Source organism: Leisingera thetidis, from assembly GCF_025857195.1.
GTDB lineage: Bacteria > Pseudomonadota > Alphaproteobacteria > Rhodobacterales > Rhodobacteraceae > Leisingera > Leisingera thetidis.
Genome location: NZ_CP109787.1, coordinates 3923717 through 3938769, shown reverse-complemented (window position 1 = coordinate 3938769; position 15053 = coordinate 3923717). Strand labels below are relative to the sequence as shown.

The following is a 15053-nucleotide window of genomic DNA, read 5'->3' as shown; positions in this document are numbered from 1 at the left end:
CCAGCATGACTCCACATGGGAACAAAACGGGAATATCATGCGACTCATGTTCGCCGAATTCGCCTGTCTTTCGAATTTCACCTTTCTCACCGGGGCCTCGCATCCGGAGGAATACGTGCGCCGTGCGCTGGAGCTCGGGATCAGCGCGCTGGCCATTGCCGATGAAAACTCGGTGGCGGGCATCGTGCGCGCCCATGCGGAATGCCGCGACATCGCCCGAAGGGTGCGCGAGCGGCAGGCCTGGGACCGGCAGAACACCCCCATCGGCCCGCCGCGCCCGGAGGGCATCCCGCAGCCGCCCTCTTTCCCGGTCTATGGCACCGTGCGGCTGATCCCGGCGGCAAAGCTCATATTCACCGACGCGCCCCAGGTCATTGCCCTGCCCGTGACCCGCACCGGCTGGGGCAGCCTGACCCGGCTTCTGTCCACCGGGCGGCTCAGGGCGGAGAAGGGCAGCTGCACCCTCCACTTGTCCGACCTCTTGGAGTTTGCCGGCGGGCTGCACCTGCTCTTGCTGCCGCAGGCGGGGCATCCGCCCTGCGGCGCGGGCGGATGGGGGCCGCATATGGACGGGCTGACGCGCCGCTTTGCCGGGCGGATGCACCTGCTGATGACGCCTGCCTATGACGGCGGCGACCGGGCGCGGTTTGCGGCATGGGCAGACCTCGCCGAACATCTGAACCTGCCGCCCCTGGCCAGCGCCGCGCCGCGGATGCACCACGGCCGCCGCCGCCGCCTCGGCGATGTGCTGACCGCCATCCGGCTGCGCTGCAAGGTCGAAGCCCTGGGCCGCGCCGCCATGGCCAATGGCGAGCAGCGTTTGCGCTCCGAAGGAGAGATGCGCCGCCTGTTCCGCGATCATGAGCAGGCGGTGGACAATGCCGCCCGGCTGGCGGACCGGCTCAGCTTCTCGCTGGACGCGCTGCGCTATGACTACCCGGACGAGGGCCGCGGCAGCGAAACCCCGCCCCAGCGGCTGCGGCGGCTGGCCGAAGAGGGCCTCAGCTGGCGCTACCCGGGCGGCGCGCCGGAGCGGGTGCGCGCCCTGCTGGAGCATGAGCTGGCGCTGATCGCCAAGCTGGAATACGACCCCTATTTCCTGACCGTGCGCGACATCGTCGCCTTTGCCCGCTCCCGCGGGATCCTGTGCCAGGGGCGGGGGTCCGCCGCCAACTCGGTGGTCTGCTACTGCCTCGGTGTCACCTCCGTCAGCCCGGAGCTCGGCACCATGGTGTTCGAGCGTTTCGTCTCCGAGGCCCGCGACGAGCCGCCCGACATCGACGTCGATTTCGAGCACGAGCGGCGCGAGGAGGTGATCCAGTGGATCTATGAGCGCTACGGCCGCCACCGCGCAGGGCTCTGCGCGACGGTGATCCACTACCGCGGCAAGCGGGCGATCCGCGAGGTCGGCCGCGCCATGGGGCTGACCGAGGACACCATCTCGGCCATGTCCTCGCAGCTCTGGGGGTTCTTCAGCGCCAAGGGGATGGAGGCGGAGCGGATGCGCGAGATCGGGCTGGACCCCGGCAGCCGCCGCCTGCAGCTGACGATGCAGCTGGTGGAGGAGATCATCGGTTTCCCCCGCCACCTGAGCCAGCATGTGGGCGGCTTTGTCATCACCCAGGGACGGCTGGACGCGCTGGTGCCGATCGAGAACGCCACCATGGAGGGGCGCACGGTGATCTGCTGGGACAAGGACGACATCGACACGCTGGGCATCCTCAAGGTCGATGTGCTGTCTCTGGGGATGCTCACCTGCATCCGCAAGGCGTTCGACCTGATGCGCCAGCACCACCAGCTGGACTATACGCTCGCCACCCTGCCGCCCGAGGATCCGGCGGTCTACACCATGCTGTGCCGCGCCGACAGCATCGGGGTGTTCCAGGTCGAAAGCCGCGCACAGATGAACTTCCTGCCGCGGATGCGGCCGCGCTGTTTCTATGACCTGGTGATCGAGGTCGCCATCGTCCGCCCCGGCCCGATCCAGGGCGACATGGTGCATCCCTACATCCGCCGCCGCAACAAGGAGGAGCCGGTGCATTTTCCCTCGGATGCGCTGGGCGAGGTGCTGGGCAAGACCCTCGGCGTGCCCTTGTTCCAGGAGCAGGCGATGCAGATCGCCATCGTCGGCGCCGGTTTCACGCCGGAGCAGGCCGACCGGCTGCGCCGTTCGCTCGCGACCTTCAAGAAGCACGGCTCGGTCAGCGAATTCCGCAGCCTGTTTTTGCGCGGCATGGCGCGGAACGGCTATGATGCGGAGTTCTCCGAACGCTGTTTCAGCCAGATCGAGGGCTTCGGCTCCTACGGCTTTCCGGAAAGCCATGCGGCGAGTTTTGCCCTGCTGGTCTATGCCTCCGCCTGGATCAAGTGCCACCATCCCGGCATCTTTGCCTGCGCGCTCTTGAACGCGCAGCCGATGGGGTTCTACGCGCCCGCCCAGATCGTGCGGGACGCCCGCGCGCACGGGGTGGAGGTGCGGCCGGTCTGCATCAACCGCTCCTACTGGGACAACGTGATGGAGCCGGACGGCCAGGGCGGGCTGGCGCTGCGGCTGGGGTTCCGGCAGATCAAGGGCTTGCGCGACGAGGACGCCGCCTGGCTGACCGCGGCGCGCGGCAACGGCTACACCGAGGTCGAGGATGTCTGGCGCAAGGCGGGGCTGGCGCCGCCGGTGATCGCGCGGCTGGCGGAGGCCGATGCCTTTGCCGCCTTGGGGATGAACCGGCGCGCGGCCTTGTGGGCGGCCAAGGCGATCACCGCCCGCAAGCCGCTGCCGCTGTTTGCCCGCGAGCTGGAGGGGGAGGGGATCCGCGAGCCGGAGGCCAGCCTGCCGCAGATGGGGCCGGGCGAGGAGGTGGTGGAGGATTACGTTGCCATGCGGCTGAGCCTGCGCGCCCATCCGGTGGCGCTGATCCGGCATCTCTTGACGCCGCAGAACAGGGGGGACGGCGCGGAAGGCGGGCGGGGGAAGTGAGTATTTGGACAAAGAAGAAGCGGGCAGGGGCCGCAGAGCACGGACGGCAGCTCAGGGCGGGCAGCGCGGAATTGAGTATTCGGGGGAAGATGAAGCGGCTGGCCGGGGGCGGGCTGCCGCCAAGCGGCCTGATAACGCCAACTGTGGCAGGAATGCCGGTTCACCCCGGCGCGGCAAGGCGTTAGAAGGCTTGCGAACCTTGCCTTGCCCCGGAGCTGACTCATGACCGCACCCAAACCCGTTGTCCTGTGCATTCTCGACGGCTGGGGCAGCGGCGAGCCGGGCAAGGCAAATGCGCCTTTTCTGGCCGAAACGCCTGTCTTTGATGCGATCATGGCCAGAGGACCGGCGGCCAGGCTGATCACCCACGGGCCCGATGTGGGGCTGCCGACCGGGCAGATGGGCAACTCCGAGGTCGGCCACACCAATATCGGCGCGGGCCGGGTGGTGGCGATGGACCTGGGCCAGATCGACCTGGCGATCGAGGACGGGTCGTTCTTTGAAAACGAGGCTTTGCAGGCGTTTATCAGGCAGCTGAAGGAAAGCGGCGGTGCCGCGCATCTGATGGGGCTGGTCTCGGACGGCGGCGTGCACGGCCATATCAACCATATCCTGGCGGCGGTGACGGCGATCACCGATGCCGGCGTGCCGGTCTGGCTGCACGCGATCACCGACGGCCGCGACGTGGCGCCGAAATCGGCCTTCCGCCACTTCCGACGGCTGGAGGAGAAGCTGCCCGCAGGCGCGCGGATTGCCACCGTTACCGGGCGCTATTTCGCGATGGACCGCGACAACCGCTGGGGCCGGGTGAGCGAGGCCTATGACGCGATGATCCACGCCCGGGGGCGGCCGGGGCTGAATGCCCATGGCGCGGTGGACCATGCCTACAACCAGTCGGAAACCGATGAATTCATCGCCGCCACCGTGCTGGCGGGCTATGACGGCGTGAAGGATGGCGACGGGTTTTTCTGCCTGAACTTCCGCGCCGACCGGGCGCGCGAGATCCTGCGCGCCATCGGCGAGCCGGGCTTTGCCGAGTTCGACACCGGCGCGCGGCCCAGGCTGGCGGGGCTGCTCGGCATGGTGGAATATTCCGATGCCCATAATGACTACATGACCACCGCCTATCCCAAGGCGGCGATTGTCAACACGCTGGGCGAATGGGTCGCCAAACAGGGCAAGCGCCAGTTCCGCCTGGCCGAGACCGAGAAATACCCGCATGTGACCTTCTTTCTCAACGGCGGCAAGGAAGAGCCGGAAGAGGGCGAGGACCGGGCCATGCCGAAATCGCCCAATGTGGCGACCTATGATTTGCAGCCGGAGATGTCGGCGCCGGAGGTGACGGCGAAATTCGTCGAGGCGATCGAGGCGGGCTATGACCTGATTGTCACCAATTACGCCAACCCCGACATGGTCGGCCATACCGGCGATCTGAAGGCGGCGGTGCGGGCCTGCGAGGCGGTGGATCAGGGGCTGGCCAAAGTGGTGGCAGCGCTTGAGAAGGCGGGCGGCGCGATGATCGTCACCGCCGACCACGGCAATTGCGAGGTGATGGTCGATCCCGAAACCGGCGGTGCCCATACCGCGCATACGCTGAACCTGGTGCCGGTGGCGCTGGTCGGCGGGCCGCCGGGCGCGCGCTTGCGCGACGGGCGGCTGGCCGATCTGGCGCCGACCATCCTGGAGCTGATGGGGCTGGAGAAACCGGCGGAGATGACCGGGGAGAGCCTGCTGTCATGATCCTGCGGGCGGGCCTTTTGCTGCTGGCGCTGCTGGCCGTGCCGCTGCAGTCGGCGGCGGACCCTGCGCAGGCGGCCCGCGACGCGGCCGCGCAGCTGGAGACTGCCTCGGTGCACTTGCAGGAGGCTGCCAGCTCCCGCGACCGGGTGAAGGCGCTGACCACCACCGTGCAGGCCTTTGAGGCCGGGCTGGCGGCGATGCGCGACGGCCTGCGCCGGGTGGCGCGGCGCGAGGCGCAGCTGAGCGCGCAGCTGGCCGCCCGCGGGGAAGAGGTCTCGAGCCTGCTCGGCATCATCCAGACCATCGAGACCTCGCCGCCGCCGGTGCTGATGGTGCATCCCTCGGGGCCGCTGGGGGCGGCGCGCTCGGCGATGATGCTGGCCGAGGTGACGCCGGCGCTGCAGGCCAGGGTGCAGTCGCTGAAGGCGGATCTGGACGAGGTGCAGCGTCTGCGGCTCTTGCAGCAGAACGCGGCCAGGACGCTGGAGGAAGGGCTGGCCGGGGTGCAGTCGGCGCGGGTGCAGCTGTCGACCGCGATTGCCGACCGCACCACGCTGCCGCGCCGCTTCACCGCCGATCCGGTGCGCACCGCGATCCTGATTTCCTCGACCGAGACGCTGTCGGGCTTTGCCGACGGGCTGGCCGAGATCGCCGGCGGCGAGATCACCGCCAGCGAGGCCGACATCAGCGCCCTGCGCGGCAGCCTGCCCTTGCCGGTCGAGGGGCTGGTGCTGCGCGGCTACGGCGAGCGCGATGCGGCCGGCATTGCCCGCCCCGGGCTGCTGGTCGCCGCCCGCCCGCGGGCGCTGGTCACCGCGCCCACTGCCGCCACCATCCGCTACCGCGGGCCGCTGCTGGATCTGGGCAATGTGGTGATTCTGGAGCCGCAGCCGGAGACGCTGTTTGTGCTCTCCGGCCTGGCCGAGGTGTTTGGCGAGGCGGGGCAGGTGATCCCCGGCGGCACCCCGGTCGGACTGATGAGCGGAGAAAACCCCAAGCCGGACGCAATTCTGTCAACAAGCGGTGAAGGGGGTGGAACTGACCGGACAGAAACGCTCTATATAGAAGTGAGAATGGACAACAGCCCGGTGGACCCGGAAACATGGTTCCGCACTGGAAAAGGTGGATGAAGGCTTGATGAGAAAATTTGCGATGGCCGCCATTGGCGGCACGCTGGCAGGGATCGTTGCAACAACCTATGTCGCAGGCCCCTTGCTGGCGCAGGAAGGCGAGCGCGAGGCCAATGTCTATGAGCAGCTGGACCTGTTCGGCGACATCTTCGAGCGGATCCGCGCGCAATATGTCGAGGAGGTCGACGAGAAGGAGCTGATCGAGGCGGCAATCGGCGGCATGCTGACCTCGCTGGACCCGCATTCCAGCTATCTCTCGCCCGATGATGCCAGCAAGATGCGGGTGCAGACCCGCGGCGAATTCGGCGGCCTGGGGATCGAAGTCACCCAGGAAGAGGGCTTTGTCAAAGTGGTGTCGCCGATCGACGGCACCCCGGCGGACGAGGCCGGGGTGGAAGCCGGCGATTTCATCACCCATGTCGATGGCGAAAGCGTGCTGGGCCTGTCGCTGGACGAGGCGGTCACCCTGATGCGCGGGCCGGTCGGCTCGGAGATCGTGATCACCGTGGTGCGCGAGGGCGAGGATGAGCCGTTCGACGTTTCGATCATCCGCGACACCATCAAGCTGACCGCGGTGCGCGCCCGCACCGAAGGCGACACCGTGGTGATGCGGATCACCACCTTCAACGACCAGACCACGCCGAACCTCGAATCCAACCTGAAGGAACAGATCGAGGACGCCGGCGGCATGGAGAATGTGAACGGCATCGTGCTGGACCTGCGCAACAACCCGGGCGGGCTGCTGACCCAGGCGATCAAGGTGGCCGACAGTTTCCTGGAGTCGGGCGAGATCGTCTCCACCCGCGGCCGCAACCCCGAGGACGGCGAGCGCTTCAACGCCACCCCGGGCGATCTGGCCGGCGGCAAGCCGATTGTGGTGCTGATCAACGGCGGTTCGGCCTCGGCTTCGGAAATCGTGGCCGGCGCGCTGCAGGACCACCGCCGCGCCATTGTGGTCGGCACCAAGTCGTTCGGCAAGGGCTCGGTCCAGACCGTGATGCCGCTGAAGGGCGAGGGCGCCATGCGGCTGACCACCGCGCGCTATTACACGCCGTCGGGCCGGTCGATCCAGGCGCTGGGCGTGTCGCCCGACATCGTGGTCCAGCAGCCCCGCCGCACCGCCGCAGCCGAGGACGAGGACAGCCCCGCCCGCCGCTCGCGTTCGGAAGCCGACCTGCGCGGCAGCCTGAACAACGACAGTTTGAGCGAGGATGAGATCCGCCAGATCGAGGCCGACCGCGAGAAGGCCGAAAAGGCCGCCGAGCTGCGCGAGCAGGATTACCAGCTGGCCTATGCCATCGACATCCTGAAGGGCCTGGTGGCGCTGGGTCCGAAGTAAGCCTGCCGCAGGCACGCAGCGCACAGCGCAGCACAAAGGGGCCGTCCGGTTGGGCGGCCTTTTTCATTGCGGCATTGCCGCCGGATCCGGCGGGGCTGGTGCCGTTTGTCTCGGGGGGCCGGTTAAGAAGGGGGGCGGCGCCGCCGGTTAGAGAATGGACAGACCCCGCGGGGCCTGCTCGGACAGGATTTCCTGAACGACCCCCTTATTATCGGGGCCGGTCTCCGGGTGTTGCGCAGGCAGCACCACAGATGCCTGCGCCTTGTATCATGGCCCTTGCGCGGGGCCATGGCGGGGGATCGATCGGAAGACAGCTTGGCATGGCGGCATGAGGATTGCGTGAAGGCGGCGTGCGCCGGGTGCGCAACACCTTGCCCGGCATCAAGCCGCAGGCGCCGGGCCAGTTGCATCTGGCGGGAAATTTGCAATCAACGCCCGTTCTTCGGCGCACAGAGCGCAGGCGCTGTTCTATGATCTGCCCATGATGTTTGACCTGCCTGATTCCCGGACGCTGTATCAAGCGCTGCTGAACCGCGATGACGCATACGAGGGCCGTGCCTATGTCGGCGTCACCTCCACCGGCATCTTCTGCCGCCTGACCTGTCCGGCGCGCAAGCCGAAGTTCGGGAACTGCCGGTTCTTCGCCGCCCCCGGCGACTGCATCGAGGCGGGGTTCCGCGCCTGCAAGCGCTGCCGGCCGCTGGCGGCCGCCGCCGGAGACGATCCGCTGGTGCAGGGCCTGCTGGCCAAGCTGGAGGAGCGCCCCGCCTACCGCTGGGGCGAGGGCGATCTGGCGCGGATGGGGCTGGAGCCATCCACCGTGCGGCGCGCCTTCAAGCGGCATTTCGGCATGACCTTCCTGGAGATGGCGCGGCAGCGGCGGCTGCGCGAGGGGTTCACGGCGCTGAAGGCGGGCGAGCCGGTGATTGCGGCGCAGATCGATGCCGGCTTTGAAAGCGCCAGCGCCTTCCGCGCCGCCTTCGCCAGGCTGGTGGGGATTGCGCCGGGCGCGTTCCGCCGCGAGGCGCTGCTGCTGGCCGATTGGATCGACACGCCGTTGGGCGCGATGATCGCGATCAGCTGCCAGCACCAGCTGCATCTGCTGGAATTTGCCGACCGCAAGGCGCTGCCCCGCGAGGCGGCCAGGCTGCAGAAGGCCCAGCCCGGCGGCCTGGGTTTTGGCCGACCTGCGCCGACAGAGCAGATCGCCGGAGAGCTGCGCCGGTTCTTCGCGGGCGAGGGCGCGGAGTTCCAGACTCCGCTGGCGCTGCATGGCACCGCGTTCGAGCGCGAGGTCTGGCGGTATCTGCTGACCATCCCGGCCGGCGAGACCCGCAGCTATTCGCAGATCGCGCGGGAATTGGGCCGCGCCTCTGCCACGCGCGCCGTTGCGCGCGCAAACGGCGCAAATCAGCTGGCGCTGGTGGTGCCCTGCCATAGGGTGATTGCAGCCGATGGCGCGCTCACCGGCTATGGCGGCGGCCTTTGGCGCAAGCAGCGGCTCATCGAGATTGAAACAGGCTACAGACAGAGGATTTCAGCATGAATTATTCCGACCGCGCAGCGGCTTTTGCGGCGCTGCACCAGCCGGGCAATCCGGTGGTTCTATACAACATCTGGGACGCGGGCAGCGCCCGGGCAATTGCCGGGGCGGGGGCCAGGGCGCTGGCGACCGGCAGTTTCCCGGTGGCGGCGGCGCAGGGGTTCGCGGACGGCGAGAAGGTGCCGCTGGAGTTCGTGCTGGGCAATGCGGAACGCATCGTGGCCGCCACGGAGCTGCCTGTCACCATTGATTTCGAGGGCGGCTATGCCCGCGAGCCGGACCAGCTGACCGCCAATGCGAAGCGGCTGGCAGAGACCGGCGCGGTGGGGCTGAACTTTGAGGATCAGGTGGTCGGCGGCGGCGGCTTTTACAGCATCGAAGAACAGGCCCGGCGGGTGGCCGCGGTGCGGGCGGCCCATGCGGATCTGTTCGTGAACGCGCGCACCGATCTGTTTCTGAAGGAAAAAGATGCCGGGAAGCACGCAGGCTTGCTGCCGGAAGCGCTGGAGCGCGCGGCGGCTTATGCCGAGGCCGGCGGCAACGGGTTCTTTGTGCCGGGGCTGTCCGATCCGGATCTGATTGCGCAGGTCTGCGAGGGGTGCCCGCTGCCGGTCAACACGATGATGCGCGGCATCACGCTGGAGACCGCGCGGCAGGCCGGAGTGGCCCGGGCCAGCTATGGCCCGATTCCGCATGCCCGGCTGATGCAGGTGCTGGCGGAGCATTTCCAGGCGCTGGAATAACGCTCAGGCCGGTTCCGCTCAGGCGGTTTCCAGGCAATGGCGGCGGAAGGCGCGTTTCAGCATGTCCAGCTCGGCGCGCAGAAGCTCCACCTCGGCGCGCAGGTCGTCGGCGACCGCCTCGCCGGCGATCAGGGTGAAATCGCCCAGCCGCGTGCTGTCCGACGCGTCGAAGATCACAAAGGTCTGCACCCCGTCGGCCAGCGCCTCGGCTGGGACCGGCACCGACACCAGCCATTCGCCGCCGGTCTGGCCTTCGGCCAGTGTTGTTGCCGCCACCGGCTCATCCTGGAACATCACGGTGATGTCGGGGCGCGCGCCGCTGGCCGGGGCATTGCTGATCTTGCCCTCCCAGATGCCGTTGCGGAAGCGGATTTTGGTCAGTGTCAGGTCGCTCATGTCGGGGCTCCTCAGATCGCCGCGCGGCGGTGGCGCGAGAAGGTCAGGTCGCGCAGGATCACCTGGTTCATGTCAGGCGCCTCGAAGATCAGATCCAGCCAGATCTTCTCGATCCGCTTCTCGTTCAGCTTGGAATAGGCGAGGTCGAACTCCACCACGATGTTCTGTTCCTCCATCGGCAGCTCGCGCACGATCTGCTCGGTGTTGGGGCCGTGCTGGATGTTGAGCCGGGCGAAGATCTCGATCGGCTTTTCCGATTCGATGATGCTGTCGACCCGCAGCAGGTGCTGGCGGGTCATGCCGTCGGCGGCGGCGGGCGGCAGGTCCACCACCAGCGACAGGAAGGAGCCGTCGAACTTGAACACGTCCATGCGCAGGCCGAAAGGGGCGAGATCCTCTTCGCGGGTGTTGCGGAGCTGGCGCAGGGTGAGTTCGGAGAAGGCACAGTCGTGGAACAGCTGCACCTCATCGCCGAGCCGGGCCTTGGTGGCGACCGAGGACAGCCCGCGTTCCGGCAGCGGCCCGCGCCACAGTTCCGGCCGCCAGGACCAGTCGGTGCCATGCGGGCGCGGAAAGAAGGAGGAGCCGATCAGCGGCAGCGCCAGGCGGCCGTCGGCGGTGTGGATCAGCCGGTCCAGATGGGTGCGCAGCTGCCGGGCCTGATTGCGCTGGCGGCGCAGCTCGGAGAGCGGTGCGCGCGCCGAGTCTTCTGCCGCAGCGCGCCAGCGGCGCAGGCTGCGCAGGTGCAGCAGCCGGTCCATGATCCTGCCCATCGTGCCCCTCTTGCCCCGTGATACCTGTTGCCTGTCCCGGTCCGCGCTGCCGTCAGCGGGAGTCAGCGGCTCCTGGCGGCAGTGTAACCGCTGGCGGCTATTGAAATAAACCGGCAATCCGCTGGCCCAGCCCGCGTTTTTTGCGCGGCGTGTCTGCCTGCGGGCCATTCCCGGGGCGCGCGGGCCGCGGCAGCGGCCGCAGGGCCGGTTCAGGCGCTGCGGACGGAGCGGCGCTTGCCTCCTCCAGAGCCGGCAGGATCGAGGCCTCCAGCGTGCGGTGGGTGGTCTCGTTCAACAGCGCCGCGCCCTGGCTGCCCAGGGACCGGCTGCCCTCCGGGGCATAAAGCGCCAGCGCGATCAGGTAGCGGTCGAGCACAAAGGCGCCGCGCCAATGGATGGGGCTGGCGCCGTCCGCCACGGCGTCCGGGAATTCCAGGCGCACCAGCGGCAGCAGCTGGTCCTCGCGGGTTTCCAGCAGTTTGGCCTTGGGGAACATGGCCGCGATATCCGCCGCTTGCGGCGCCGCGGCGTCCTGTTTCGCCGGGCCGATCGAGGCGGTCAGCACCGCCGCATTGCGGGGGCCGAACCAGCTGCGCCCGTCCAGCCGGCTGCAATGGGCGATCAGGGCAAAGCCGCCGTCCGCTTCGGCAGTGCTGCTGCGGCGGTCAAAGCAGTAGGAGGCCGGTGCGGCCAGCAGCACCTCGCCGCCGGCAAAGGACATCACCTGGCCGCTGAGGCGCGGCGCCTGGCCGGGGCCGCCGGCGGCGAAGGACAGGCCCTTGGACGCAGGGCTGCACGCGGCCAGCGCCAAGCCCGCCAGCGCCGCCGCCGCGGCAGCCTTGCCAAATCGCCCGCGCCTTGGCGCGTTTCCGCCGGGGGGCGGAAAAGACGCCGGATTTCCGATGTTTGTCGTGGTCACTGCTGCCCCTGCCGGTCCTGTTTTTTGGCAATTTTCTTACGGGCGGGCCGGCAAAGCGGCAAGAGCGAACAGCCCTGCGGCGCCGATGCCTTGCCTTGGCGTTGCAGCAATGCATAACGTGGGCGGCATTTGGCGGCGGGCCGGAAGGGAGCATTCATGCAGCACAAGCACCGCTACAGGGCGCATGAAGCGCTGGTGCGCTGTGCCCGGGTGCAGCCGGCGCTGTGGCGGCTGCTGCTGGGGCTGGTGCTGGTGGCGGCGGTGAGCTTTGCGATGACGGCGGCGCTGCAGGCGGCGGTGGCGGGCCTGTTTCCCGGGGCCTGGCTGCAGGGGCTGGCCAACGGCAGCAACCCGGGCGCCATGCTGGTGCTTCTGGGCAGCTTTGCCTTCCTGTCGCTGGGCGTTGCCATCGCGGCCCGGCTGCTCCACCAGCGCGGCTTTGCCTCCGTGACCGGGCACCTGCGGCCGCTGGTCTGGCAGTTCCTGCGCGTCAGCCTGTATCTGCTGGGCCTGAGTGTGCTGCTGATGGCCCTGCCGCCCTACAGCATGGGGCCGCCGATGACCGCGAATCTGCCGCTCTGGACCTGGTTGGGCATCCTGCCGCTGTCGGCGGCCGGGGTGCTGGTGCAGACCAGCTCGGAAGAGATCCTGTTCCGCGGCTACATCCAGCAGGCGCTGGCGGCGCGGTTCCGCAGTCCCTGGGTGTGGCTGCTGGCGCCTTCGGCGCTGTTTGCGCTGGGCCACTACCTGCCCGCCGAGGCCGGGGAGAACGCGCTGCTGATCACGGCATGGGCCGGGATGTTCGGGGTGCTGATGGCGGATCTGACGGCGCGGGCGGGCACCCTGGGCCCGGCGATGGCGGTGCATTTCTTCAACAATGCCGCTGCGCTGCTGCTGTTTGCCTCGCCCACCAGCCTGAACGGCCTGGCGCTGTATCTGATCCCCTTCGACATGTCGGACACCGGAAACCTGCGGCCCTGGATGGCGGTCGACTTTGCGCTGATGCTGATCAGCTGGCTGACAGCGCGGCTGGCCATACGCCGCTGATTGCAATTGCGGCCAAGGGGCCTTATCTGGGGGTCAAACCGCGCCCCCGGAGAGGCAAGCTCAATGAACTGGATCACCAATTACGTCCGGCCCAAGATCAACTCGATCTTTTCGCGCCGCGAAGTGCCCGAGAACCTTTGGCAGAAATGCGATGAATGCGGCACCATGCTGTTTCACCGCGAGCTGAGCGACAACCAGAACGTCTGCACCAGCTGCGGCCACCACATGCATATCTCGCCGCGCGACCGGTTCACCGCGCTGTTCGACGGCGGTGTCTTTGCCGAGGTCGCGGTGCCGGAGCCGCTGGCCGACCCCTTGAAGTTCAAGGATCAGAAGAAATACCCCGAGCGGGTGAAGGCGGCGCAGAAGAAGACCGGCGAGAAGGAAGCGATGCTGGTGGCTGCCGGCGAAATCGGCCGCACCCCGATCATCGCCGCCGCGCAGGACTTTTCCTACATGGGCGGCTCGATGGGCATGTATGTGGGCAATGCCATCATCGCCGCCGCCGAGGAGGCGGTGAAGCTGGGCCGCCCGCTGGTGCTGTTCTCGGCGGCCGGCGGCGCCCGGATGCAGGAGGGCATCCTGTCGCTGATGCAGATGCCGCGCACCACGGTGGCGGTGCAGATGCTGAAAGAGGCGGGGCTGCCCTACATCGTCGTGCTGACCCACCCGACCACGGGCGGCGTTACCGCCTCTTATGCGATGCTGGGCGATGTGCATATTTCCGAGCCGAACGCGCTGATCTGCTTTGCCGGCCCGCGGGTGATCGAGCAGACCATCCGCGAGAAGCTGCCCGACGGCTTCCAGCGCGCCGAGTACCTGCTGGACCACGGCATGCTGGACCGGGTGACGCCGCGCACCGAGATGCGCGAAGAGCTGATCACCATCACCCGGATGCTGATGGGCCTGCCGCCGCAGGTGGTGGGCGATCTGCCGTCGCCGCAGGCGGACGCACCGGCCAAGGCCGCGAACAAGGCTGCGGATGCCGCAGAACCGGCAGCCGCCGAAGGCTGAACCTGCCAGAATGCCTAGCTGCGGCCTGCCTGAGTCCGGGCGGGCCGTTTGCGTATCAAGCCCCAGAACCCCGTTGCCAGAGAGCCCCCGAATGACCCAGACGTCCGACGCGATCCTCGCCCGCATGATGGCGCTGCACCCCAAGATCATCGACCTGACGCTGGACCGGGTCTGGCGGCTGCTGGCGGCGCTGGACAACCCGCAGGAAAATCTGCCGCCGGTGATCCACCTGGCGGGCACCAACGGCAAGGGTTCGACCCAGGCGATGATCCGGGCGGGCCTTGAGGGCATGGGCAAATCGGTGCACGCCTACACCTCGCCGCATCTGGCGCGCTTTCATGAACGCATCCGGCTGGCGGGCGCGCTGATCTCGGAGCCGCATCTGACCGAGGTGCTGGACGAGTGCTATGCCAGGAACGGCGGCGAGAACATCACCTATTTCGAGATCACCACGGTGGCGGGGCTCTTGGCGTTTTCGCGCACGCCCGCGGATTACACGCTGCTGGAGGTGGGCCTGGGCGGGCGTCTGGACGCCACCAACGTGATCGGCAAGCCCGAAATCAGCGTGATCACCCCGATTTCCATCGACCACGAGCAGTTCCTGGGCAACACGCTGGCCAAGATCGCCGCGGAGAAAGCGGGCATCATCAAGCGCGGTGTGCCGGTTGTGGCCGGCCCGCAGCCGGAGGAGGCGATGGAGGTCATTGAGGCCACCGCCGCCCGCCTCGGGGCGCCGCTGATCGCCTGCGGCCAGCAGTGGCATGTGCATCAGGAGCATGGCCGCCTGGTGTTCCAGGACGAAAACGGCCTGCTGGACCTGCCGCTGCCGGCCCTGCTGGGCGCGCATCAGGTCCAGAACGCCGGCGCGGCGCTGGCGGTGCTGCGCCATCTGGGCGCGGATGAGGCCGCCTGCGAGGCGGCGATGGTGAACGCCGAATGGCCCGCGCGGATGCAGCGGCTCAAGACCGGCCCGCTGGTGGCGGCCGCGCCGGAGGCCGAGCTGTGGCTGGACGGCGGCCACAATGCCGCCGCCGGCATTGCGCTGGCCGACGTGCTGGCGGGTCTGCCCGGGCGCCCGACGCATCTGATCTGCGGCATGCTGAACACCAAGGACGTGAGCGGCTACATGCGCCCGCTGGCGCCGCATGCGGCGAGCCTCACCGCGATCTCGATCCCGGACGAGGTGAACACCCTGAGCGCCGAAGAGACCGAGGCGGCGGCCCGCTCGGCGGGCATCGAAGCAGGGACCGCGGAGAGCGCCATGGCGGCGCTGAAGGCGATTGTTGCGAAAGATCCGCAGGCGCGGGTGCTGATCTGCGGCTCGCTGTATCTGGCAGGCCATATCCTGCGCGAAAACGGCTGAGGCCTTGGCCCGTGGCGGGGGAGGCTCTCCCGCCCGGCTTCGATCCGGGGATCTCATCCCGTTGGGCCGGGC

General features: G+C 68.4%; 12 protein-coding genes. 9 read left to right on the top strand and 3 right to left on the bottom strand.

The annotated features are described in order from the left end of the window. Positions 1–46 precede the first annotated feature (46 nt). The 6 genes from OKQ63_RS18985 to OKQ63_RS18960 all read left to right on the top strand — a co-directional run bounded on the left by OKQ63_RS18985 (position 47) and on the right by OKQ63_RS18960 (position 9469). Positions 47–2974, top strand: a complete 2928-nt coding sequence (locus OKQ63_RS18985; RefSeq protein ID WP_264213953.1) for an error-prone DNA polymerase — start codon at positions 47–49, stop codon at positions 2972–2974. A 222-nt stretch (positions 2975–3196) separates the two neighbouring features. After that, the gene (gene gpmI / locus OKQ63_RS18980; protein ID WP_264211581.1) at positions 3197–4714 is read left to right on the top strand and encodes a 2,3-bisphosphoglycerate-independent phosphoglycerate mutase; all 1518 of its coding nucleotides are present in this window, start codon (positions 3197–3199) and stop codon (positions 4712–4714) included. Then, the gene (locus OKQ63_RS18975; RefSeq protein WP_264211580.1) at positions 4711–5844 is read left to right on the top strand and encodes a murein hydrolase activator EnvC family protein; all 1134 of its coding nucleotides are present in this window, start codon (positions 4711–4713) and stop codon (positions 5842–5844) included. The genes gpmI and OKQ63_RS18975 overlap by 4 nt, the downstream gene beginning before the upstream one ends. 7 nt (positions 5845–5851) lie before the next feature. Further along, complete coding sequence (locus OKQ63_RS18970) at positions 5852–7183, top strand: S41 family peptidase (RefSeq protein ID WP_264211579.1); 1332 nt, start codon at positions 5852–5854, stop codon at positions 7181–7183. A gap of 481 nt (positions 7184–7664) precedes the next feature. Further along, on the top strand, positions 7665–8729 hold the full coding sequence (locus tag OKQ63_RS18965) for a bifunctional transcriptional activator/DNA repair enzyme AdaA (protein ID WP_264211578.1): 1065 nt from the start codon (positions 7665–7667) through the stop codon (positions 8727–8729). Beyond that, a complete protein-coding gene (locus tag OKQ63_RS18960) occupies positions 8726–9469 on the top strand; it encodes an isocitrate lyase/PEP mutase family protein (protein WP_264211577.1) in 744 nt (247 codons plus the stop codon). The genes OKQ63_RS18965 and OKQ63_RS18960 overlap by 4 nt, the downstream gene beginning before the upstream one ends. An 18-nt stretch (positions 9470–9487) precedes the next feature. On the opposite strand, the gene OKQ63_RS18955 is transcribed toward OKQ63_RS18960, so the two are convergent. The 3 genes from OKQ63_RS18955 to OKQ63_RS18945 form a co-directional block, all read right to left on the bottom strand. Beyond that, positions 9488–9865, bottom strand: coding sequence for a hypothetical protein (locus OKQ63_RS18955; RefSeq protein ID WP_264211576.1), 378 nt, complete (start codon positions 9863–9865; stop codon positions 9488–9490). A gap of 11 nt (positions 9866–9876) precedes the next feature. Beyond that, on the bottom strand, positions 9877–10638 hold the full coding sequence (locus tag OKQ63_RS18950; protein ID WP_264211575.1) for a DUF6478 family protein: 762 nt from the start codon (positions 10636–10638) through the stop codon (positions 9877–9879). A gap of 97 nt (positions 10639–10735) precedes the next feature. Then, on the bottom strand, positions 10736–11557 hold the full coding sequence (locus tag OKQ63_RS18945) for a hypothetical protein (RefSeq protein ID WP_264211574.1): 822 nt from the start codon (positions 11555–11557) through the stop codon (positions 10736–10738). Positions 11558–11713: 156 nt separating this feature from the next. Between OKQ63_RS18945 and OKQ63_RS18940 the strand changes: the two genes are divergently transcribed. The 3 genes from OKQ63_RS18940 to OKQ63_RS18930 all read left to right on the top strand — a co-directional run bounded on the left by OKQ63_RS18940 (position 11714) and on the right by OKQ63_RS18930 (position 14981). Then, positions 11714–12604, top strand: coding sequence for a CPBP family intramembrane glutamic endopeptidase (locus OKQ63_RS18940; RefSeq protein WP_264211573.1), 891 nt, complete (start codon positions 11714–11716; stop codon positions 12602–12604). A gap of 63 nt (positions 12605–12667) precedes the next feature. Beyond that, on the top strand, positions 12668–13618 hold the full coding sequence (gene accD, locus OKQ63_RS18935) for an acetyl-CoA carboxylase, carboxyltransferase subunit beta (protein ID WP_264211572.1): 951 nt from the start codon (positions 12668–12670) through the stop codon (positions 13616–13618). 91 nt (positions 13619–13709) lie between these two features. Next, positions 13710–14981: a bifunctional folylpolyglutamate synthase/dihydrofolate synthase gene (locus tag OKQ63_RS18930; protein WP_264211571.1), complete on the top strand. Its 1272-nt coding sequence runs from the start codon at positions 13710–13712 to the stop codon at positions 14979–14981. The last annotated feature ends 72 nt before the right edge of the window (positions 14982–15053 follow it).

Coding starts and splice junctions, on each gene's coding strand:
- OKQ63_RS18985 (WP_264213953.1), top strand. CDS start 47: ATGTTCGCCGAATTCGCCTGTCTTTCGAATTTCACCTTTCTCACCGGG.
- gpmI (WP_264211581.1), top strand. CDS start 3,197: ATGACCGCACCCAAACCCGTTGTCCTGTGCATTCTCGACGGCTGGGGC.
- OKQ63_RS18975 (WP_264211580.1), top strand. CDS start 4,711: ATGATCCTGCGGGCGGGCCTTTTGCTGCTGGCGCTGCTGGCCGTGCCG.
- OKQ63_RS18970 (WP_264211579.1), top strand. CDS start 5,852: ATGAGAAAATTTGCGATGGCCGCCATTGGCGGCACGCTGGCAGGGATC.
- OKQ63_RS18965 (WP_264211578.1), top strand. CDS start 7,665: ATGATGTTTGACCTGCCTGATTCCCGGACGCTGTATCAAGCGCTGCTG.
- OKQ63_RS18960 (WP_264211577.1), top strand. CDS start 8,726: ATGAATTATTCCGACCGCGCAGCGGCTTTTGCGGCGCTGCACCAGCCG.
- OKQ63_RS18955 (WP_264211576.1), bottom strand. CDS start 9,865: ATGAGCGACCTGACACTGACCAAAATCCGCTTCCGCAACGGCATCTGG.
- OKQ63_RS18950 (WP_264211575.1), bottom strand. CDS start 10,638: ATGGGCAGGATCATGGACCGGCTGCTGCACCTGCGCAGCCTGCGCCGC.
- OKQ63_RS18940 (WP_264211573.1), top strand. CDS start 11,714: ATGCAGCACAAGCACCGCTACAGGGCGCATGAAGCGCTGGTGCGCTGT.
- accD (WP_264211572.1), top strand. CDS start 12,668: ATGAACTGGATCACCAATTACGTCCGGCCCAAGATCAACTCGATCTTT.
- OKQ63_RS18930 (WP_264211571.1), top strand. CDS start 13,710: ATGACCCAGACGTCCGACGCGATCCTCGCCCGCATGATGGCGCTGCAC.